The following is a 20,081-nucleotide window of genomic DNA, read 5'->3' on the forward strand; positions in this document are numbered from 1 at the left end:
ACTTCGCTGCGCCCGGGATGACTCTAAGAAATAGGCTAGGACACCATGGCCACTATCGGTCTGATCGGCGGGATGAGCTGGGAGTCGACTGCGGTCTATTACCGCCTCCTGAATGAAGGCGTGCGGGCGCGCTCGGGCGGGCTGCACTCGGCCGACATCCTGCTGCATTCGGTGGATTTCGCGCCGATCGCCGAGATGCAGGCGAAAGGCGACTGGGCCGCGGCCGGCGCTGCGTTGGCGGAAAGTGCACGCAGACTGGAACATGCCGGCGCCTCCTGCCTCGTGCTCTGTACCAACACCATGCACAAGGTGGCGGACCAGATCATGGCCGCGACCAAGCTGCCCTTCCTGCATCTCGCCGATGTGACGGCGCGCGCGATCCGGGCGACATCGTCGCGGCGCCCGCTGCTGCTGGCGACGCGCTTCACCATGGAGCAAGCCTTCTATCGCGACCGGCTGAAGGCCTTCGGTGTCGAGGCGCTGGTTCCGGCGGCGGCGGAACGCGATGATGTGCATCGCATCATCTACGAGGAATTGTGCCGAGGCCGCATCGAAGCGTCCTCGCGCGAGCGTTACCGCGCCATCGTTGCGCGGGCGGTGCGGGAGGAGCGGGCCGATGGCGTGATCCTCGGCTGCACAGAGATCGGGCTCCTGGTCTCGCAGGATGACTTTGCGGTGCCGACCTTCGACACCACGGCGCTGCATGTCGCCGCCGCGCTTGACTATGCCGCCGAAGTGGAGAGCGTCGCCGCATGAAGCTCCTGATCGGAAACAAGTGCTATTCGTCCTGGTCGCTGCGGGCCTGGCTGCTGATGCGTGCCAAGGACATCGCCTTCACGGAGCAGCTCGTCTTGCTCGACGAGCCCGGCTTCAAGGAGGCGATCTTCGCAGCGGCGCCAGGCAGCGGCGGCACGGTGCCGACCCTGGTCGACGGCGACGTCGCGGTTTGGGAGACGCTGGCGATCGTGGAGTATCTGCATGAGAAGCGCCCCGACGCCGGTATCTGGCCGAGCGACGCGGCGGCTCGCGCTCATGCCCGCGCGATTTCCAGCGAGATGCATGCAGGGTTCACCGCGCTGCGCGGCGCTTGCCCGATGAATCTCGGCAGGCGCTTCGGGATGCGCGACCGTGGACCGGGCGTCGCCCGCGATGTCGCGCGGATCACCGACCTCTGGCGGCAGGCGCGCGAGCGCTTCGGCCAGAAGAAGGGAGGGCCTTTCCTCTATGGTGCTTTCTCGGCGGCCGATGCGATGTATGCGCCGATCGTCACCCGCCTCGATACCTACGGTATCGCGGTCGATCCCGCTTCGCGGGACTACATGCAGGCGGTGCTCGGCCTGCCCGCCTTTCGCGAATGGCTTGCGGCGGCGTTCACCGAACCCTGGATCGTAGCCCAGGACGAGGTGGACGAACCTGCCGTCGTCGATCTCCGCCAGCCCTGAGCCCCTTTCGCATAGTCTCCGTTCCAACCGCCTACAGGTCTCCCATGTCGAAGCCCGCCACCCATTATCCGAATGCTCCCAAGTCGCAGCCGGTCGCGCGCCACACCCTGGCGGTGATCGTCGACAACGAACCAGGCGTTCTTGCCCGCATCGCCGGGCTGTTCTCGGGCCGTGGCTACAATATCGAGAGCCTCACCGTCTCCGAGACCGAGCATGAGAAGCATCTCTCGCGCATCACCGTGGTGACCTCCGGCACGGCCAACGTCATCGATCAGATCAAGGCGCATCTCGACCGGCTGGTGCCGGTGCACCGCGTCGTCGACCTGACCGAGCAGGGCGAGGCGATCGAGCGCGAGCTCGCGCTGGTCAAGGTCGTCGGCAAGGGTGAACATCGCGTCGAGGCGATGCGGCTGGCCTCTGCATTCGGCGCGCGCGTGCTTGATGCCTCGCTGACCTCCTTCGTCTTCGAGCTGACCGGCGCGACCGAGGAGATCGAGCGCTTCATCAAGACGATGACGGCAGTGGGCCTCACGGAAGTCTCGCGCACCGGTATCGCGGCGATGAGCCGCGGCCCGGATTCGATGTGAGCATGACCCTGACGCCCGAAACGCTCAGCCTGATCGCGCTCGGGCTCGGCATTGCGGGGTTTGCCTGCCTTGCCGGGCCGGTGATCCTGCGCCTGACCGGTCGGGCGCAGGCCGAGCCGCTCGGCAGTGGCAAGAGCCTGCGTTCGCCGCTGTGGTGGGTCGGCTTCGTCCTGACCGTCGCGGCGATCTTCCTGCAGCGTATGGCGAGCCAGCAGGCAGGGCTGGGCTAACCGGCGAAGCCGCCATCGTCGAGGAAAGCCTGTTCGGCCGCGGTCGTCTTGCGGCCGAGCACTGCATTGCGATGGGGGAAGCGGCCGAAATCGCGGATGATGTCGCGATGGATCTCGGCGTATTTCACGCCGTCGGCATCATCCGCCGCTGCGCAGAGCGCGATGCAATGTTCCTGATCGTGAAGCGCCTCCGAATGCATGAACGGCATGTAGAGGAAGCGCTGCTCCGGCGGCTCGTATGATTTGTCGAAGCCCGTCGCGACAGCATGCCGTGCAATCGCGAGCGCCTTGGCATCGGTGGCGAAAGCCTGCGGGCTGCCGCGAAACAGGTTGCGAGGGAACTGGTCGAGCAGAATGAGAAGGGCATAGGCGCCTTCGGCAGTCTCCTGCCAGTCGTCCAGCCGGCCCGCCGCCGCCGCTTCGTAGGCAGGCAGGAAACGCTGCCGGATTTCGGCGTCGAAGGCCGCGTCCTTGGCGAACCATTTCTCCGGGCCGGCCTTGCGCCAGAAGGCAACGATGTCGGCAGGGCTGGGCAGGGGCATGGCAGGCTCCGTTCGTCGAGGACAGTGTCCCGGAGATAATTCTTCCATGACGCACCGCCAGCCCCGAATAAGACTTGCGAGGGTCTGGCGCCTGCGCTAGAGCCTGAACCGTAACGTACGGTACTGATTGGTTCCGCCCATGACCGAGGCCCAGGCAGAGACGCAAGGCGAGGCGCTGACAGCGCGCCAGCAGGCCGTGCTCGACGCCGTGCTGAGCCTGATGGTCGAGAAGGGCAGCGGGCTCACCATGACCGCGGTGGCGAGGCGGGCGAGCTGCTCCAAGGAAACCCTCTACAAATGGTTCGGTGACCGCGACGGCCTGTTGACCGCGACGGTGCAGTGGCAGGCCTCGAAGGTGAGGGCGGGCAATTTCGACCGCCAGAAGCTCGATGCCGGTACCCTTCGCGAAAGCCTGAAGCGCTTCGCCACCAACTGGCTCGAGGTGATTTCCTCACCGACCTCGATCGCGCTCAACCGCGTCGGCGTCAGCCAGGCGGCGGCGCGCGACGGCAATCTCGGCTCGATCGTGCTGGCCAATGGCCGCTTCGCCATCGGCAAGCGTATGATGCCGGTGCTCGAGGCGGGCCGCGAGGCCGGGCTCCTCGCTTTCGACGACACCGAGACGGCCTTCCGCACCTTTTTCGGCCTGGTCGGCCGCGATATCCAGATCCGTCTGCTGCTCGGCGACCCGCTGACGCTGGGCAAGTCCGAGATCGCGCGCGATGCGGAGCGCGCCACCGACCAGTTCCTCACCCTCTACGGTACGGCAAAAAATGATCCGGGCCGGAAGAACAACGCGTGACAAAGGAGACACCCATGCGCGTCTATTACGATCGTGATGCCGACATCAATCTGATCAAGGGCAAGAAGGTCCTCATCGTCGGCTACGGCTCGCAGGGCCATGCCCATGCGCTCAACCTGCGCGATTCGGGCGTCAAGGACGTGGCGATCGCGCTCAAGGAAGGCTCCGCCACCCGCAAGAAGGCCGAAGGCGCCGGCTTCAAGGTGTTCACCCCGGCCGAGGGCGCCAAGTGGGCCGACGTCATCATGATGCTGACGCCGGACGAGCTGCAGGCCGACATCTATCGCGACGAACTCGCCGCCAATATGAAGGAAGGCGCGGCGCTGCTCTTCGCGCACGGCCTCAATGTTCACTTCAACCTGATCGAGCCGCGCAAGGACCTCGACGTGTTGATGGTCGCTCCGAAGGGCCCTGGCCACACCGTCCGTTCCGAGTACGAGCGCGGCGGTGGCGTGCCGACCCTGATCGCGATCCACCAGGATGCGACCGGCAACGCCCACGACCTCGGCCTCTCCTACGCCTCGGCCAATGGCGGCGGCCGCGCCGGCATCATCGAGACCACCTTCAAGGAAGAGTGCGAGACAGACCTCTTCGGCGAGCAGGTCGTGCTCTGCGGCGGCCTGGTCGAGCTGATCAAGGCCGGCTACGAGACGCTGACCGAGGCCGGCTACGCCCCCGAGATGGCCTATTTCGAGTGCCTCCACGAGGTGAAGCTGATCGTGGACCTCATCTATGAGGGCGGCATCGCCAACATGAACTACTCGATCTCGAACACCGCCGAGTACGGCGAGTACGTCACCGGCCCGCGCATCATCACGCCCGAGACCAAGGCTGAGATGAAGCGCGTCCTCAACGACATCCAGTCGGGCAAGTTCACCCGCGATTGGATGCTCGAGAACAAGGTCAACCAGACCTCGTTCAAGGCGACCCGCGCCCGCATGGCCGCTCATCCGATCGAGGAAGTCGGTGCCAAGCTGCGCGACATGATGCCGTGGATCAAGGCCAAGGCTCTGGTCGACAAGTCGAAGAACTGAGCTTCTCAGCTTGATTCAAGTGCTTGCGGGGTGGAATCCGCTTTATCCTGCAAGCATTTGATCTTGAATATCTTTCGGTATCTGCAAAGCGGCGTCGCGAGGCGCCGCTTTTGTCTTTTCAGGCTGTTCCAGGAACCCGATGCCACGCCCGGCGTTGCGTTGAGGACGGAGGCCGCCGCGAGGCGGCCCGGAGCCTGAAAGGGAGACGATCATGATGGTCGACACCAAGCCCAGGGTCCCGGTCGAGGATCTGGACAAGGCCCGTGGAGGCGACCCCATCCCGCCGCTGCGCGCTCCCGACCACAGCGATGCCGACCCGGCCGTCGAGACGCCGATCGAAGCGCGGCAAGGCTTTTTGGGCCGCCCCGTGCTGATGGTCCTGATCGGCGGGCTGATCCTGGCGATGATCGCGTGGGTCGGCGTGGAGATGTTTGCCTACTGAGTTTTGCGAAGCCGTTCGTGTTTGCCCGTTGAAGGGGAGGCAGCAATGGAACATTTGCGAATTCTGGACATGCCGGTGGTCATCCGCGTGGTGATGGCGCTGTCGCTGGCGATGATGCTGGCGGTGATCCTCGGTCTCGCCTGAAGGCCCCGCCCAGATTGTGAAGCCTCCGACGCCTGGCGCCGGAGGCTTTTTCGTCGATCGAGGGGCCGGATCAGAAGGTGATCTTGTCCTTGATCTCGGCCTCGACATTCGCAGGCAGGGTGCCGCGTTTCACCAGATCGGCGAAATCCTTGAACTTCGCCTTGCCGCGTTCCTCGATGATCTTCTTGGCACGGGCCTCGCCGATGCCCTTCAGCGTGTCGAGTTCAGCGGCGGTCGCCGTATTGATGTTGATCTTCTTGGCCTGGGCCGCCGAAGGCTGGGCGGCGGGCTTGGCGGCCGGCGCGGTGACGGGAGCGATCGGCTTGATCGCGGGCGCCGGCTGGCTGGCGGTCTGGGCGAAGGCCTGCCCGCCCATGGCCGCAAGCGCGACGAGGGGGATCAGGAAACGAGACATCGTCATGGCAAAGACCTCGCTGGGTCGGCCCGGATCGTCGCATCCGCCGGGGGCCGGGTCCCTCCGCCGGACGACGCTGCCGGCACGGGGCCGTTCAGCGTGCCACGCCGGGCTCGCCTCTGCTGGCGCGCCGCGATGCGACGCCACGAATTGGCGCTTTCCGAATTGAACGGCCGCGGAACGGCGCGTTCATTCCACTGTCAGGTTCGGGAGGCTGTCAGCGCGCGAGGAATTCGCTGATCCGACCGACCCCGTAGAGCAGGCCGAAGCCCCAGGCGAAGGAGGCGAGCCAGTTGGCGAGATGGAACTGCCAGGCAGGCATGGCGACGAGGCCGGCGACGATCGCGATCACGGCCCGCAGCGGCCCGAAGAAGTGGCCGATCAGGATGCTGGCGAGGCCCCATTTCTCGAAGAAGGCATGACCACGGTCCAGCAATTCCGGATTCTTGCTGAAGGGCCAGTAGTCGTGGACGCGCGGGCCGAGGAAGAGCCCGGCCCAGTACGACACCAGGAAGCCGCTGCCCGCGCCCAGGGAGGCCGCCAGCGCCAGCGGCACGAGGTTGAGGCCGGAGGCGCCGGCGACTGCTCCGAAGGTCGTGAAGAACACCGTGGCCGGCACGAGCCAGGACAGGATCGCGACGCATTCGCAGAAGGCGACCAGGAAGACGATCGGGATGGCCCATTCCTGGTTGACCCGCATGAACTCGACGAGCGTCTGCATGGCTTGTTCGAGGGCGGCCATGGCGTTCGCTTGGGCTCCGGGGTGCAAGGGATATCGGCCCTGGCATATGGCCTGCGACCAAGGCATGAGGCAAGCGTGGAGGAACCTTTGCCGCGCGGCGTTGCCTTCCCGGAACGATCGCCTATTAAATTTGCCTCCGACGCAAAACAAACAGATGGCATCGCTCGGGACGGGTGCCTGGGGAAACGGATTTCATGGAGTTGCAGGATCGCCCGCAGGCGGGCGCCGAGGCTGTGGCAAGCTCGCCGGAGAAGACGGCGGTGTCGCTCGGCGGTGTCGACATCACCTTCCATCTCGCCAACGGCGGCCGCTACCAGGCCGTCAAGGGCATCGAGCTCGAGGTCTCGCCCGGCGAATTCGTCTCGATCGTCGGGCCGACGGGCTGCGGCAAATCCACGCTGCTCAACGCTGCGGCGGGGCTCTTGTCTCCCTCGGCCGGCAAGGTCGGGATCTTCGGCAAGCCTTTGGCCGGGCTGAACCGGCGGGCGGGTTACCTTTTTCAGCAGGATGCGCTGATGCCGTGGAAGACGGCGCTCGACAACGTCAAGGTCGCGCTGGAGCCGATGGGCGTGCCCGACCGTGAAGCTACGGAGCGCGCGCGCGAATGGCTTGCACGCGTAGGCTTGAGCGCCTTCGTCGACCGCTATCCGCACATGCTCTCGGGCGGCCAGCGCAAGCGTGTCAGCCTGGCGCAGATGCTGATCCGCAATCCCGAGATCATCCTGATGGACGAGCCCTTCGGGCCGCTCGACGCGCAGACGCGGCAGATCATGGGCAATCTCCTGCTCGATCTCTGGTCGCGCGACCGCAAGGCGCTGATGTTCGTGACGCACGATCTGGAGGAGGCGATCGCGCTGTCCGACCGCGTCGTGGTGATGTCGGCGGGACCTGCGGCGGGGATCGTGGCCGACTATAAGGTCGCGTTGCCGCGTCCGCGCGACATCGCCGATATCAGGCTGGAGAAGGCCTTCCACGAGATCCACCGCGACATCTGGTCGTCGCTGCGCGTCGAGGTGCAGAAAGCTTATGCGATGGGCGAGGGGCGCGAGCTCGTCGGGGGAGACGCGTCGTGAAGCGGCTGAAACTCCTTTCGCTCCAGATCCTGGTGATGATCGTCTTCCTGGCCGTCTGGCATGTGATGACCACCACCAGCCTGTTCGGCGACATCAAGACGAGCCAGTTCTTCTTCTCCACGCCAGGCGCGGTGCTGGCGCGCACCTTCAAGGAGCTGACGAGCGCCGAGATCTACTGGCACCTCGGCATCACGCTGACGGAGACGGTTCTGGCCTTCGTCATCGGCTCTGCGGCCGGCATCCTGTTCGGCTTCGCCTTCGCGCGGAATGCGCTGCTTTCGGCGGTGTTCGACCCTTACATCAAGGCCGCGAACGCGCTGCCGCGCGTGGTGCTGGCGCCGATCTTCGCGCTCTGGTTCGGGCTCGGCATCTGGTCGAAGGTGGCGCTCGGCTTCACGCTCGTCTTCTTCATCGTGTTCTTCAACGTCTATCAGGGCGTCCGCGAGGTCTCGCCGACCATTCTCGCCAATGCGCGCATGCTGGGGATGAACGAGCGCCAGCTCTTCAAGCATGTGTATTGGCCTTCCGCGCTGACCTGGATGTTCTCCTCGCTGCATACCTCGGTCGGCTTCGCGCTGGTCGGTGCGGTGGTGGGCGAATATCTCGGCTCCTCCGCGGGGCTCGGTTACAAGATCCACGAAGCCGAAAGCGTCTTCGACGTCACGGGCGTCTTCGCCGGCATGGTGATCCTCACCATCTTCGTCATCGCGATCGATGCGCTGGTGACGCTGGTCGAGCGCCGATTGCTTGTCTGGCGTCCCGCGCAGAGCGCGACGACCACGACGTAAGGCGAGTTGCCGCCTTCGGCTCATCTCGCCTATCGTCACGCTCAAGCGCCTGTCAGAAGCGCCTTTCCCAACCGGAGGTTACGCCATGAAACTGACCCGCCGCGATGCGCTCGCCGCGCTCGCCGCTTCCACCGCCGTTGGGCTGTCGCCGGCCACGGTCCTCGCGCAGGCGGCCGAGAAGCCGAAGCTCACGCTCGGCGTCGGCGGCAAGCCGCTGCTCTACTATCTCCCGCTCACCGTCGCGGAGAAGAAGGGCTACTTCAAGGATCAGGGGCTCGACGTCGAGATCAACGATTTCGGCGGCGGCGCCAAGTCGCTGCAGGCGCTCGTCGGCGGCTCGGTCGATGTCGTGACCGGTGCCTATGAGCACACCATCCGCATGCAGGCGAAGGGGCAGGACATCCGCGCCGTGATCGAGCTCGGCCGCTTCCCCGCCATCACCATCGCGGTGCGCAAGGACCTCGCCGACAAGGTGAAGTCGGCTGCCGACTTCAAGGGGCTGAAGATCGGCGTGACCGCGCCCGGTTCCTCCACCGCGCTCACCGCGCAATACGCCATGGTCAAGGCCGGGCTGAAGCCGAACGACGCGGCCTTCATCGGCATCGGTGCCGGCGCGAGCGCCGTGGCCGCGATCAAGCAGAAGCAGGTCGACGTGATCTCGCATCTCGACCCCGTGACCTCGAAGCTCGAAGCCGACGGCGACATCGTCACGCTGATCGACACCCGCACCGAGGCCGGCACCAAGGCCCTGTTCGGCGGCTCCAACCCGGCGGCGGTGCTCTATCTCAAGAACGATTTCGCCGAGAAGAACCCGGTCACCACGCAGAAGCTGGTCAATGCCTTCATGAAGGCGCTGAAGTGGCTCGAGACGGCCAAGCCCGAGGAGGTCGCCGATCTGGTGCCGCAGGAATACCTGCTCGGCGACCGGCCGCTCTATGTCCGCGCGGTGAAGAACTCGCAGGAGAGCTACTCGCGCACCGGCATCGCCACGCCGGACGCGATGAAGAGCATGTACGACTCGCTGAAGCTGCTCGACCCGGAGCTGACCAACTCCAATGTCGACCTGTCGAAGACCTTCATCGACAGTTTCGCCAAGAAGGCGGCTTCGGGAGCCTGAGCTCCCGGACAAATCTTGCTGTCAATGTCTTTTGGCATCGCGCCCTTTCGACATTCGATGCAAGGCTGCGGCGAATCGCGGGGGGAGACGTGAGATTTGCCTGAAGAACTGGCGTTTCTGGATGGCGGCGGCGACATGGCTGCCGCCATCCGCGATTATGACTGGGCGTCGACCGCTCTCGGGCCGATCGGGGAGTGGCCCGTCTCGCTGAAGACGGCTGTCGGCATGATGGTCAATTCGCATTTCCCCAAATGCATCGTCTGGGGGGCGGATCTGATCACGATCCACAACGACGCCTTCCGGCCCCTGCTCGGCAACAAGCCGCCGGCGCTCGGCCAGCCGTTCAGCATCGTCTGGGAAGAGGTCTGGGACGAGATCGGCCCGATGGTGGCGAAGGCTCTGCGCGGCGAGGCGACCTTCATCGAAGACTTCCCGCTGACGATCAATCGTTACGAACATCCGGAAGAGGTCTGGTTCACCTTCTGCTACAGCCCGATCCGCGACGAGAGCGGCCGTGTCCTCGGCATGATGGATACGGTGATGGAGACGACCGGCAAGATGCTGGCGGTGCGCAATGCCCGCCTGCTCAACGCCGAACTGGCACACCGGATGAAGAACACGATGGCGATGATCGCCGCCATCGCCAGCCAGACCTTCCGCTCCGCCGAAACGCTGGAGGAAGCGCAGGCGACCCTGAGCGAGCGTATCGCGACGCTGGGCGAGGCGCATTCGATCCTGACCCGGTCGAGCTGGAGCAGCGCGCCGATCCGCAGCGTCGTCGAGGGGGCGCTGGCACCACATCGGTCCGGGATCGGCACGATCCGCGTCGAAGGGCCCCCTCTGCAGCTTGCCGCGGACCAAGCGATGACGCTCGCACTCGCCATCAACGAACTCGCTACCAATGCGGTGAAATACGGGGCACTTTCTGTTGAGACGGGCGAAGCCGTCATCCGCTGGCAGGTCGGTCGCCCGCTGAGCGAGGACCCCTTCCATCTCGAATGGACCGAGAGTGGCGGGCCAGTCGTCGTGAAACCGCGCCGCCAGGGGTTCGGTTCGCGGCTGGTCGAGCGGGTGATGGCGCAGAAGTTTCAGGGCGAGGTCGAGCTGGATTACCGGCCCGAAGGCCTGCGCTACCGGCTCGTCTCCACCATGGCGAACATCGCGCCGCGCGAGTGAGCCGCGATCGGTGATTTCACCGCTTTCGATTGGCGCTCGGCCTCAGACTGGTTAGGGTCGCGCTCCCTGCCGTGAAATCCGGGGCCTATTCCAGCTCATGAACATCCTCTCGATCCAGTCCCATGTCGCCTATGGCCATGTGGGCAACGCCTCCGCGACCTTTCCGATGCAGCGGCTCGGTGTCGATGTCTGGCCGATCCATACGGTGCAGTTCTCGAATCACACCGGCTACGGCAGCTGGAAGGGACGCGTCTTCGACGGCGGCATGATCGACGAGGTGATGGAGGGCATTGCCGAGCGCGGCGTGCTCTCGCAATGCGATGGCGTGATCTCTGGTTATATGGGCTCGGCCGATATCGGCCATGCCATCCTCTCCGCGGTGGAGCAGGTGCGGGCGGCCAATCCCAAGGCGCTGTATTGCTGCGATCCGGTGATCGGTGATGTCGGGCGCGGGATCTTCGTGAGGCCAGGTATTCCGGAGTTCATGCGCGAGCAGGCGGTGCCTGCCGCCGACATCGTCACGCCGAACCAGTTCGAGCTTGAACTACTGACCGACATCGAGATCAAGACCATCGCCGATGCTCATCGTGCGATCGAGGCGCTGCGCGATGCCGGGCCGAAGGTGATGATGGTGACCTCCCTCGTGACCGAGGAGACGCCGGCCGACGCGATCGATCTGGTGGCGGCGGACGACGAGGGTAGCTGGCGCGTCCGGACGCCGAAGCTCGATGTCGGCGTCAACGGCGCGGGCGATGCCATCGCGGCGCTGTTCTTCACTCATTACCTGCGGGACCGTTCGGCCGCTTCGGCCCTCAGCAAGGCGGCTTCCTCGATTTATGGCCTGCTGAAGCGCACCAAGGAGGTTGGTTCGCGCGAGATCCTGACGGTCGCGGCACAGGATGAATTCGTGACGCCCTCGCAGGTCTTCGCGCCGGAAGCGATCTGAGCGCATTGCGATGAGGCTGCGCGTCGGCACCTTCAACGTCGAGAACCTGCTGACGCGGCATCGCTTCGAGCCGGGTGGGCGCACCGAGACGGCCGCAGCGATGTCGCTGTTCCATTTCCCGCGCGCCGACGAACGTGACGCGGTGGAGCGCTCGCTGGCGGTCGCGCTGGAGGACGACAAGCGCCAGATGACGGCGCTCGCGATCGCCGAGGCGCAGGCCGATCTGTGGATGCTGCAGGAGGTCGACTCGCTCGCCAGCCTGCAGGCCTTCTTCGCCAACTACGTCCACCGTATCGCCGACCATCGCTACGGCCATTTCACGCTGATGGACGGCAACGACCGCCGCAACATCGATATCGGCTTCGCGGCGCGGCGCGATCTCCTTGGGCAGGGGCAGGTCACGGTGCGCTCGCACAAGGACCTGACCTTTGCCGAGGCAGGCGTCCACGACCGCGAGCTCGCCATGCTCGGCATCGGGCCGCACGGCAAGGTCTTCGCGCGCGACTGCCTCGAGGTGGAGCTGACGCTCGGCGGGCGACGGCTCAGCCTGTTCGGCTGCCATTTCAAGTCGATGAACAACGGGCGCGAGGACGGGCGGCAGATGACGCTCCCGGTGCGTCGAGCCGAGGCGCGGGCGGTGAAATGGCTGATCCAGCAGCGCTTCGGCGGGGGCTGGCGCGAGGTGAACTGGATCGTGCTGGGGGACCTCAACGGCTATCGCTACGGCCTCGGCCCGCGAGCTGAGCTGGTCGACGAGGGCGCCAGCGGCATCGAGCCGCTGCTGGACGGATTCGCGGCCGATCCGATGGAGACGCTGCCGGCACACGAGCGCTGGACGCATTTCCGGCGCTACTGGTCGGAAGCTCAGGAGAAGCTGGTCGACAGCCATATGCCGCTCGACCGCATCCTGCTGTCGCCGGCACTGGCGGCGGCCAACCCGAAGCCGGCCATGCAGATGATCCGGCGCGGCCTGCCTTATCGCGTGCCGCTCGATCCGCGCGATCCGGACCGCTCGATGGCGCGCCTGGCGACCTGCAACGATCGCTATCCGCGTGTCGGCTGGGATCGGCCCAAGGCTTCCGACCACTGCCCGCTCACCGTCGATCTCGAAATCCCGGCAGGGTGACCCAAGGATGTTCCGATGAAACGCCGCTATGTCACGCTCGACGTGTTCACCACGCGCCGCCATGCCGGCAACCCGCTGGCGGTCGTGCTCCAGTCGGAAGGGCTCGACACCGAGGCGATGCAGGCCATTGCACGCGAGTTCAACCTGTCGGAGACGGTCTTCGTCTCGGCGCCGGAGCATCCCGGCCACCGGGCCTCGGTCCGCATCTTCACGCCGGGCAGCGAGCTGCCTTTCGCGGGGCATCCGACCGTCGGAACGGCGGTCTGGCTCGCGCTCACCGACCATGCCGCCGGCACGCCTGCCGAGATGCTGGTGCTGGAAGAAAAGATCGGCGCGGTCTCCTGCGCCGTCGAGGTCACGGGCAGCCATGCCGGCCATGCCGTCTTCACGCTGCCGCGCCTGCCGGAGCGGTCCGGGGAGGTGGCTGCCGCGGAAATCCTCGCGGCGGCGCTCGGCGTCGATAGCGACGATATCGGCTACGGCTCCCATCTGCCGGGAGTGTTCACGGCCGGCGTGCCCTATACCTGCGTTCCCCTCGGGACGCGCGAAGCGGTGGCCAGGGCCAGGCCGGATCTCGGCCGCTGGGACGATGCGATGCAGGGCGGAGCGGCCTTCGTCTACAGCCGCGAAACGAGCGAGACGGGCCACCATTTCCATGCCCGCATGTTCGCGCCCAATCTCGGACTGGTCGAAGATCCTGCAACGGGCTCGGCCGCGGCCGCTTTCGCCGGCGCGGTCATGGCCTATGAGAAGCCGGAGGACGGAGACCATCGCTTCGTCATCGAGCAGGGCTACGAGATGGGCCGGCCTTCGCAGATCGCGCTGGAGATGAGCGTCCGCAATGGGGCGCTGGTCTCGGCGCGCATCGGCGGGTCAGCCGTGGTAGTGAGCGAGGGCGTGCTGTTGTGAGCGGGGCGGTGGAGAACGGCAGCATCGTCCGGCTCGAACGGGTCGAGGCACGTGTCGAGCCCTATGAATGGGCCTATGCTCGCGAGAACGCCGCTGCCATCGCCTCGCATTGGGCGACGATCAGCGCCGGCAAGCCGGCGATGTTCAACGGGCGGGTGATGCTGCAGCACCGCGCTGCGATCCGCGATGGTGTCTTCGAGGCCGGCTATTTCGAGACCGACTACGCCGCGTTCCTGGCTTGGCGGGACGCCGGCTATCCGGGTCCCGTCATCCGCAACGGCTTTGCCATGGCGGCGCTCAGGGCGAGCGACGGAGCGTTTCTTTGCGGAAAAATGGGCGATCACACTGCCAATGCCGGCAAGGTCTACTTTGCAGCCGGCACACCCGACCGCGACGATGCCCGCCCCGATGGCACGCTCGATCTCGCCGGCAGCGTCACTCGCGAGCTGGGCGAGGAGACCGGGTTGCAGATCGGGGAGCTTGCGCTGGGCGATGGCTGGACGGCGGTGATCGATGTGGGGCGGATCGCCTTCATGCGCGAGGTCGATATCGATCTGCCGGCGGAAGAGGCACGGGCCCTGATGCTGGAGCGGATGAAGACGCTCGACGAGGAGGAACTCTCCGACATCGTCATCGTGCGCAATCTTGCCGAGACCGAAAAGCACGACATGCCGCCCTTCATGCGGCGCTACCTCGCACATATCTTCGAGGGCGACTGATTCCCGCCCGCCTCGCGAAAGCAATCCGATGAGTTCTGCCGAGACCGCCCATCCCGAAGCCAGCTATCCCGAGGCTCTTGCGCTGCCGGCCGAGAACCCCTTCGCCACGCGCTGGCAGACACCGTTCCGCCTGCCCCCCTTTGCAGCGATCAAGCCGGAGCATATCCGGGCTGCCTTCGATGCGGCGCTGGCGAAGCACAAGGACGAGATCGCGGCGATCGTGGCCGATCCGGCGGAGCCCGGCTTCGCCAACACGATCGAGGCGCTGGAGCGGGCAGGGCGGGCGCTCTCCCGCGTCGGCGGCGTGTTCTACAACCTGACGGGCGCCGATACGAACGAGGCGCTGCAGGCGATCGAGCGCGAGATGTCGCCGATCACCTCGCGGCACTGGTCCGCGATCATGATGGACGAAGGGCTCTTCGCACAGGTCGATGCCGTCTATGCCAAGCGCGATCCGCTCGGCCTCGCTCCGGAGCAGGCGCGGCTGCTGGAGCGGACCTACAAGGGCTTCGTCCGCTCGGGCGCCAAGCTCGCTCCCGAGGACAAGAAGCGCCTCGCCGCGATCAACGAGCGACTGGCGGCGCTCGGCACGCAATTCAGCCAGAACGTGCTGAAGGACGAATCCTCCTACGCACTGTTCATCGACGACGAGGCGGGGCTTGCCGGCTTGCCGGAGTTCTTGAAGGCAGCGATGGCGCGTGCCGCCGCCGATCGCGGCAAGCCCGGCCAGCATGCGGTGACGTTGTCGCGCTCGATCATCGAACCCTTCCTGACCTTCTCGACACGCCGCGACCTGCGCGAGGAAGCCTTCATCGCCTGGAGCAAGCGCGGCGAGAACGGAGGCGAGAGCGACAACCGCGCCATCGTCGCCGAGATGGTGAAGCTTCGGGCCGAGAAGGCGAAGCTGCTCGGCTACCCGACCTTCGCGCATTTCAAACTCGACGACGCCATGGCCAAGACGCCGGAGCATGTGCGCGATCTGCTGGAGCTGGTCTGGAAGCCGGCCAAGGCGCGCGCCGCGCGTGAAGCGGCCGATCTTGCCGCGCTGGCGCAGGACGAGGGCGAGAACGGCCCGATCCACCCCTGGGACTGGCGCCACTACGCCGAGAAGGTTCGGCAGAAGACCTATGCATTCGATGAGGCCGTGCTGAAGCCCTATCTCCAGCTCGACCGTGTGCGGCAGGCAGCCTTCGACGTGGCCGGCAAGCTGTTCGGACTGTCCTTCGCAGAGCGGCCGGAGCTTGCGGGCTATCATCCCGATGTCCGCATCTTCGAGGTGACGGAGGTCGCGACCGGGCGCCATATCGGCCTGTTCCTCGGCGACTACTTCGCCCGTGCCTCGAAGCGCTCCGGCGCCTGGATGAGCGCCTTCCGCGGCCAACGGAAGCTCGATGGCGAGACCCGGCCGATCATCGTCAATGTCTGCAACTTCGCGAAGCCCGCCGAGGGCAAGCCGGCGTTGCTCTCGCTCGACGATGCACGCACGCTCTTCCACGAATTCGGCCATGCGCTGCACGGGCTGCTCTCGGACGTGACCTATGGCTCGCTCGCCGGAACCTCTGTGGCGCGCGACTTCGTCGAGCTGCCCTCGCAGCTCTACGAGCACTGGTTCCTGACGCGCGAGGTGATGCGGCAATACTGCCTGCACGCCGAAACGGGAGAGCCGATCCCCGAGGCGCTGATCGAGAAGATCGAGAAAGCGCAGACCTTCAACCAAGGCTTTGCCACGGTGGAATATACCTCCTCGGCGCTGGTCGACCTCGCTTTTCATTCGCTGGAGGCGCCGGCGGACGTCGATCCCTTGGCCTTCGAGGCGGCGGAACTCAAGCGCATCGGCATGCCGGCCGAGATCACCATGCGCCACCGCACGCCACACTTCACTCACGTCTTCTCGGGCGACGGTTATTCGGCCGGCTATTACAGCTATCTCTGGTCGGAGGTGATGGATGCCGACGCCTTCAACGCCTTCACCGAGACGGGCGACGTGTTCTCAGCCGCCGTGGCCGAGAAGCTGAAGCGCTACATCTATTCGGCTGGCGACACGCGCGATGCGGCCGAGGCCTATACGCTCTTCCGCGGCAGGCTGCCGACGCCGGATGCGCTGCTGGAGAAGCGGGGGCTGGCGGCGTAGGAGCACGCCCTTCCCGGGCGAAGCCGCGCTTCGGCCTGAGAACCGCAGCATGGAAAATGCCGGTTTTCGAGATGCCCGGGCTCGGCCCGGGCATGACGGCGGCTGCCGTGCGGCCGGCTAGGCTACGCGCAAAACGCTCACGCCGCAGCTCGCAAAACTGATGTCGTAGACGTCAGTTTGGATGCGCGATATATTTGGGCTGAAGTTCTAGCGATGCGAGCCGGCTCATGATGACCGCTGCGCAGATGCGGGCTGCCCGGGCCATGCTCGGGATCGACCAGCGCCAACTCGCCGAGATGGCGGGCGTTTCCTTGCCGACGATCCAGCGCATGGAGAGCAGCGCCGGCACTGTACGCGGCATGATCGAGTCCCTGACCCGTGTCGTGGAGGCTCTCGACCGCGCCGGCATCGTACTGATCGGAGACAATGCGACGAGCAGCGAAGGCGGGCGCGGCATCCGCCTCAAGGCGCCTCCCTGACCTCCTGAGAGGACATCCATTGCGACAGAGCGGTGCCGACCGCGCTTTGGCCGACGACCCCGCTCCGAAATGGCAGAGGAAAGGGCCGTCATGGTCGTCGCGAGCATCAAGCCCAGTTTCATCGAGCTCTACACCCCCAAATTGCTGACCGTGCTGCGGGAAGGCTATGGCCTCTCTCAGCTCAAGGCCGACGCGATCTCCGGATTGACGGTTGCCATCGTCGCGCTGCCGCTCTCCATGGCCATCGCCATCGCCTCGGGCGTCACGCCCGACCGAGGGCTCTACACCTCGATCGTCGGCGGCTTCATCGTTTCGGCGCTGGGCGGCTCCCGGTTTCAGATCGGCGGGCCGGCGGGGGCCTTCATCGTGCTGGTGTCGGCCTGCGTGGCACAGCACGGGGTCGACGGCCTCCTGCTCGCCACCTTTCTCTCCGGGCTGATGCTGGCGGCGGTCGGGCTCCTCGGCCTCGGTACCTTCATCAAGTACATTCCCTATCCGGTCACGGTCGGGTTCACGGCAGGCATCGCCGTCATCATCTTCGCCAGCCAGATCAAGGATCTGCTCGGGCTTACGCTCGCCAACGAGCCGGGGCCGCTGCTGCCGAAGCTGCAGGCGCTCGCCGGGGCCCTGCCGACGGTGAGCCCCGCGGCGGCTCTGGTTACCGCCGTTACGATCGGGATCATCATCGCCGTCCGCCGTCTGCGGCCGCACTGGCCTTCATTCATCATCGGCGTGGCGGTCGCCTCGGTCGGGGCGGTGCTGGCGGGCGCACAGGTCGAGACGATCGGGACACGCTTCGGCGGCATTCCGCAGACGCTGCCACTGCCGCATCTGCCGGAGATCTCGTGGGAGAAAATCGTGGCGGTGCTGCCGAACGCGCTGTCCTTCACGCTGCTCGGCTCCATCGAGAGCCTGCTTTCGGCGGTGGTGGCGGATTCGATGACGGGCCGGCGGCACCGTTCCAATTGCGAGCTGGTGGCGCAGGGCCTCGCCAACATGGCTTCGCCGCTGTTCGGCGGCATCTGCGTCACCGGCAATATCGCGCGGACTGCCACCAATGTCCGCTCAGGCGCGCGCGGGCCGGTCTCGGGCATGCTGCATTCGGTCTTCCTGCTGCTGTTCATGCTCGTGGCGGCCCCGCTCGCTTCCTATATCCCGCTCGCGGCGCTCGCGGGCGTGCTGGCGGTGGTGGCCTGGAATATGGCCGAGAAGCAGGAATTTGCGACGCTGATCCGCGCCTCGCGGGGCGATGCCGTCGTGCTGCTGGTGACATTCTTGCTGGTGATCTTCGTCGATCTGAGCACGGGCATCGTCGCCGGCTTCGTCGTCAGCGCGTTGCTTTTCCTGCATCGCATGGCGCAGTCGGTCGCCGTGGAGAACGGCATGCCGATGATCGACGAGGACCGGGCCGACACGGCCAACGGCAACGGCCGCAAGCCCTATGATGCCGCGCCGGCGACCGATCCCGATGTCGTGGTGGTGCGGATCTCGGGAGCTTTCTTCTTCGGTGCCTCGGCGGCCGTGGGGGCGGCGCTCGACCGGATCGGGGAGGCGCCCAAGACCTATGTCGTCGATCTTTCGGCTGTCTCCTTGCTCGACTCGACCGGCGCGGCGACGCTCGAAGGTTTTGTGCGCAAGGCCAATCGGCGCGGCGCGGTCGTGCAGATCGCCGGGGCGAGGCGGGCGGTGCGTCGCACGCTTCTCATTCATGGCATCAGGCGGCCGCGGGTACGCTTCGCCTCATCGGTGAGCGAGGCCGTCGCCGCCGGACAAGCAAGAGCGGCGGGTGCCGATCCGGCGGAAGCGTCAGGATCTCAGCCCGGATAGCCGAACCTGGCCTTGGTCGCCCGGATCTGGCCGATCGCGCCGGCTTCGTTGCCGGCCGCGCAGCTCGTGCGGGCGCGAGCGATCTCGCTGCTGACGCGGTCGTGGACGCCTTTCGTCGTGTGGCCGGTGGCGACGTCGTTGTCGATCACCGCCTGGAACCGCTCGATCTCACCGGAGCAGCCCGTGCCGCCCGGCATATGGAAGGTGCTCGGTGTCACGCCTGGAGCTGCCTGCTCCGGTGCTGGAGCCGGGGGCGGGCCGGCGCTCTGGCAGGCGGCGAGGGCGAAGCCCGCGAAGGCGAGGAAAGGAAGCGCGCGCATCGGCTTCTCCGGCACGGTCGGGAGCATGACCATTGCCGATTCTCCGCGGCCGCGCCAGCGATGGGCCGCTCAGCCATCGCGCAGGAAGAAAGTGGCGGCGACCGTCAAGGCGGCGGCGGCGACGGTGGCGAGCCAGATCGCCGACAGGCCGATCAGTCGATGCACGGTCGCGCCGAGGAAGGCGCCCCCCATCAGGCCGAGCCAGAGCAGCAAATGGCGCAGGAAGGCGCGCTTCGGTCCGCCGAGCATGGCGGCGGCGATCCGCTGCCCCATCTTGACCAGCGTGCCGGTCATGTAGGTCAGGCCGATGGTGACCTCGCCGTCGCGCTGGAAGACGGCGTTCTCCGTCCCCATCGCCACTGCGAGAAGCGCGATCGCCATCTGCGTTTCACCGCCGGTTTCCAGCAGTGCGGCAAGCGCGAGCAGCACCGTCACCACGGTCAGCACCGCCGGCGCGCGCTGCCGCCCGGTGGCATGGCCGATGAGGGAGCCGAGCACCACACCGCAGACGAACAGGCCGATGATGCCACCCGCCAGTGCGATCCCGCCGACATGGCCCGTCGCGAGCTCGATGCCGAGCCGGGTCGTATTGCCGGTCATGAAGGAGACGAAGTAGCCGCCGAGCGTAATGAAGCCGAGTGCGTCGACATAGCCGGCAAGCGCGGAAAAACAGGCGGCGAGCGCAATCTCGCGCCTCTGGTAGCGCATCATGACGAAGACAGATTCCCGAATCCGCGATCCGGCGCGGAGCCGGCCGAATCGGCGTTGCCCCATCATAGGTCGCGACAGCATTTCGTCGTGAGCCGGGAAGCGCATGAGACACATGCTTGCGTTCGGGCTGGTCTTTCGGTTACATCCTGTCCTGTCGATTTGAGGAACGCCCGTGGTTTCGACCGCCCGCCATGACCTGACGAAGGACTGCGCCGTTGCGCAGACCGTCGGCGTGTGCGCTCGCGCTCCGTTCTCGCTTCTTGGCCTTCTTCTCCTTAGCTGCCCCTGAGGGCCGGCCGGGCATGCTGCCTGGGCGCTCAGGGGACTGACGAGAACCGCCACAGAAATCCCAGCGCCCGCTCTCCATCGACCACGCGGT

Annotated in this window: 23 protein-coding genes; 18 read left to right on the top strand and 5 right to left on the bottom strand. The window is 66.2% G+C overall.

Annotated features, from left to right (window positions below; genetic code table 11):
• Nucleotides 1–45: 45 nt before the first annotated feature.
• Genes CE453_RS11180 through CE453_RS11195 form a run of 4 tightly spaced genes read left to right on the top strand, consistent with a single transcriptional unit; the run spans nucleotide 46 to nucleotide 2,259 of the window.
• Nucleotides 46–756: an aspartate/glutamate racemase family protein gene (locus CE453_RS11180; RefSeq protein ID WP_089174657.1), complete on the top strand. Its 711-nt coding sequence runs from the start codon at nucleotides 46–48 to the stop codon at nucleotides 754–756.
• Nucleotides 753–1,442 carry a glutathione S-transferase family protein gene (locus tag CE453_RS11185; protein WP_089174658.1) on the top strand — a complete coding sequence of 230 codons (690 nt, stop codon included), beginning with the start codon at nucleotides 753–755 and terminating at the stop codon, nucleotides 1,440–1,442. Before CE453_RS11180 ends, CE453_RS11185 begins: the two co-directional genes overlap by 4 nt.
• Nucleotides 1,443–1,486: 44 nt before the next feature.
• Nucleotides 1,487–2,029: an acetolactate synthase small subunit gene (gene ilvN, locus CE453_RS11190; protein ID WP_089174659.1), complete on the top strand. Its 543-nt coding sequence runs from the start codon at nucleotides 1,487–1,489 to the stop codon at nucleotides 2,027–2,029.
• A gap of 2 nt (nucleotides 2,030–2,031) precedes the next feature.
• The gene (locus tag CE453_RS11195; RefSeq protein WP_089174660.1) at nucleotides 2,032–2,259 is read left to right on the top strand and encodes a hypothetical protein; all 228 of its coding nucleotides are present in this window, start codon (nucleotides 2,032–2,034) and stop codon (nucleotides 2,257–2,259) included.
• On the opposite strand, the gene CE453_RS11200 is transcribed toward CE453_RS11195, so the two are convergent.
• Entirely contained in the window at nucleotides 2,256–2,801 is a 546-nt protein-coding gene (locus CE453_RS11200) for a DUF924 family protein (protein WP_089174661.1), read from the bottom strand. The genes CE453_RS11195 and CE453_RS11200 overlap by 4 nt on opposite strands.
• Nucleotides 2,802–2,940: 139 nt before the next feature.
• Between CE453_RS11200 and CE453_RS11205 the strand changes: the two genes are divergently transcribed.
• The 3 genes from CE453_RS11205 to CE453_RS11215 all read left to right on the top strand — a co-directional run bounded on the left by CE453_RS11205 (nucleotide 2,941) and on the right by CE453_RS11215 (nucleotide 5,079).
• Nucleotides 2,941–3,603, top strand: a complete 663-nt coding sequence (locus tag CE453_RS11205) for a TetR/AcrR family transcriptional regulator C-terminal domain-containing protein (RefSeq protein ID WP_089174662.1) — start codon at nucleotides 2,941–2,943, stop codon at nucleotides 3,601–3,603.
• A gap of 14 nt (nucleotides 3,604–3,617) precedes the next feature.
• A complete protein-coding gene (ilvC, locus tag CE453_RS11210) occupies nucleotides 3,618–4,637 on the top strand; it encodes a ketol-acid reductoisomerase (protein ID WP_089174663.1) in 1,020 nt (339 codons plus the stop codon).
• 211 nt (nucleotides 4,638–4,848) lie between these two features.
• Nucleotides 4,849–5,079 (top strand): hypothetical protein, encoded by a 231-nt coding sequence (locus tag CE453_RS11215; protein ID WP_089174664.1) that lies wholly within the window; start codon nucleotides 4,849–4,851, stop codon nucleotides 5,077–5,079.
• A gap of 214 nt (nucleotides 5,080–5,293) precedes the next feature.
• Here CE453_RS11215 and CE453_RS11220 read toward each other — a convergent pair whose 3' ends face one another.
• A complete protein-coding gene (locus CE453_RS11220) occupies nucleotides 5,294–5,644 on the bottom strand; it encodes a ComEA family DNA-binding protein (RefSeq protein WP_089174665.1) in 351 nt (116 codons plus the stop codon).
• Between the two features lie 211 nt (nucleotides 5,645–5,855).
• Nucleotides 5,856–6,380, bottom strand: a complete 525-nt coding sequence (locus tag CE453_RS11225; protein ID WP_198302318.1) for a DedA family protein — start codon at nucleotides 6,378–6,380, stop codon at nucleotides 5,856–5,858.
• Nucleotides 6,381–6,574: 194 nt separating this feature from the next.
• Between CE453_RS11225 and CE453_RS11230 the strand changes: the two genes are divergently transcribed.
• The 11 genes from CE453_RS11230 (at nucleotide 6,575) to CE453_RS11280 (ending at nucleotide 18,671) form a co-directional block, all read left to right on the top strand.
• Entirely contained in the window at nucleotides 6,575–7,453 is an 879-nt protein-coding gene (locus CE453_RS11230) for an ABC transporter ATP-binding protein (RefSeq protein ID WP_089174666.1), read from the top strand.
• Nucleotides 7,450–8,241, top strand: coding sequence for an ABC transporter permease (locus CE453_RS11235; RefSeq protein WP_089174667.1), 792 nt, complete (start codon nucleotides 7,450–7,452; stop codon nucleotides 8,239–8,241). The genes CE453_RS11230 and CE453_RS11235 overlap by 4 nt, the downstream gene beginning before the upstream one ends.
• An 85-nt stretch (nucleotides 8,242–8,326) precedes the next feature.
• Nucleotides 8,327–9,358 (top strand): ABC transporter substrate-binding protein, encoded by a 1,032-nt coding sequence (locus tag CE453_RS11240; RefSeq protein WP_089174668.1) that lies wholly within the window; start codon nucleotides 8,327–8,329, stop codon nucleotides 9,356–9,358.
• A 96-nt stretch (nucleotides 9,359–9,454) separates the two neighbouring features.
• Nucleotides 9,455–10,534 (top strand): sensor histidine kinase, encoded by a 1,080-nt coding sequence (locus tag CE453_RS11245; protein ID WP_248308033.1) that lies wholly within the window; start codon nucleotides 9,455–9,457, stop codon nucleotides 10,532–10,534.
• A 97-nt stretch (nucleotides 10,535–10,631) separates the two neighbouring features.
• Entirely contained in the window at nucleotides 10,632–11,480 is an 849-nt protein-coding gene (pdxY, locus tag CE453_RS11250) for a pyridoxal kinase PdxY (protein WP_089174669.1), read from the top strand.
• Nucleotides 11,481–11,490: 10 nt separating this feature from the next.
• Nucleotides 11,491–12,606 carry an endonuclease/exonuclease/phosphatase family protein gene (locus tag CE453_RS11255; protein ID WP_089174670.1) on the top strand — a complete coding sequence of 372 codons (1,116 nt, stop codon included), beginning with the start codon at nucleotides 11,491–11,493 and terminating at the stop codon, nucleotides 12,604–12,606.
• 15 nt (nucleotides 12,607–12,621) lie between these two features.
• Nucleotides 12,622–13,515 carry a PhzF family phenazine biosynthesis protein gene (locus CE453_RS11260; protein ID WP_089174671.1) on the top strand — a complete coding sequence of 298 codons (894 nt, stop codon included), beginning with the start codon at nucleotides 12,622–12,624 and terminating at the stop codon, nucleotides 13,513–13,515.
• Between the two features lie 8 nt (nucleotides 13,516–13,523).
• On the top strand, nucleotides 13,524–14,234 hold the full coding sequence (locus tag CE453_RS11265; protein ID WP_089174672.1) for a hypothetical protein: 711 nt from the start codon (nucleotides 13,524–13,526) through the stop codon (nucleotides 14,232–14,234).
• A 28-nt stretch (nucleotides 14,235–14,262) separates the two neighbouring features.
• The gene (locus tag CE453_RS11270; protein WP_089174673.1) at nucleotides 14,263–16,365 is read left to right on the top strand and encodes a M3 family metallopeptidase; all 2,103 of its coding nucleotides are present in this window, start codon (nucleotides 14,263–14,265) and stop codon (nucleotides 16,363–16,365) included.
• Between the two features lie 227 nt (nucleotides 16,366–16,592).
• On the top strand, nucleotides 16,593–16,844 hold the full coding sequence (locus tag CE453_RS11275) for a helix-turn-helix domain-containing protein (RefSeq protein WP_089174674.1): 252 nt from the start codon (nucleotides 16,593–16,595) through the stop codon (nucleotides 16,842–16,844).
• Between the two features lie 90 nt (nucleotides 16,845–16,934).
• The gene (locus CE453_RS11280) at nucleotides 16,935–18,671 is read left to right on the top strand and encodes a SulP family inorganic anion transporter (protein WP_089174675.1); all 1,737 of its coding nucleotides are present in this window, start codon (nucleotides 16,935–16,937) and stop codon (nucleotides 18,669–18,671) included.
• Here the strand turns inward: CE453_RS11280 and CE453_RS11285 are convergent.
• On the bottom strand, nucleotides 18,659–19,024 hold the full coding sequence (locus CE453_RS11285; RefSeq protein WP_248308034.1) for a hypothetical protein: 366 nt from the start codon (nucleotides 19,022–19,024) through the stop codon (nucleotides 18,659–18,661). The two genes, CE453_RS11280 and CE453_RS11285, sit on opposite strands and share 13 nt — an antisense overlap.
• Before the next feature lie 36 nt (nucleotides 19,025–19,060).
• On the bottom strand, nucleotides 19,061–19,702 hold the full coding sequence (locus CE453_RS11290; RefSeq protein ID WP_089177841.1) for a YoaK family protein: 642 nt from the start codon (nucleotides 19,700–19,702) through the stop codon (nucleotides 19,061–19,063).
• Nucleotides 19,703–20,081: the final 379 nt, after the last annotated feature.

Origin of the sequence: Bosea sp. AS-1 (assembly GCF_002220095.1) — a bacterium.
GTDB lineage: Bacteria > Pseudomonadota > Alphaproteobacteria > Rhizobiales > Beijerinckiaceae > Allobosea.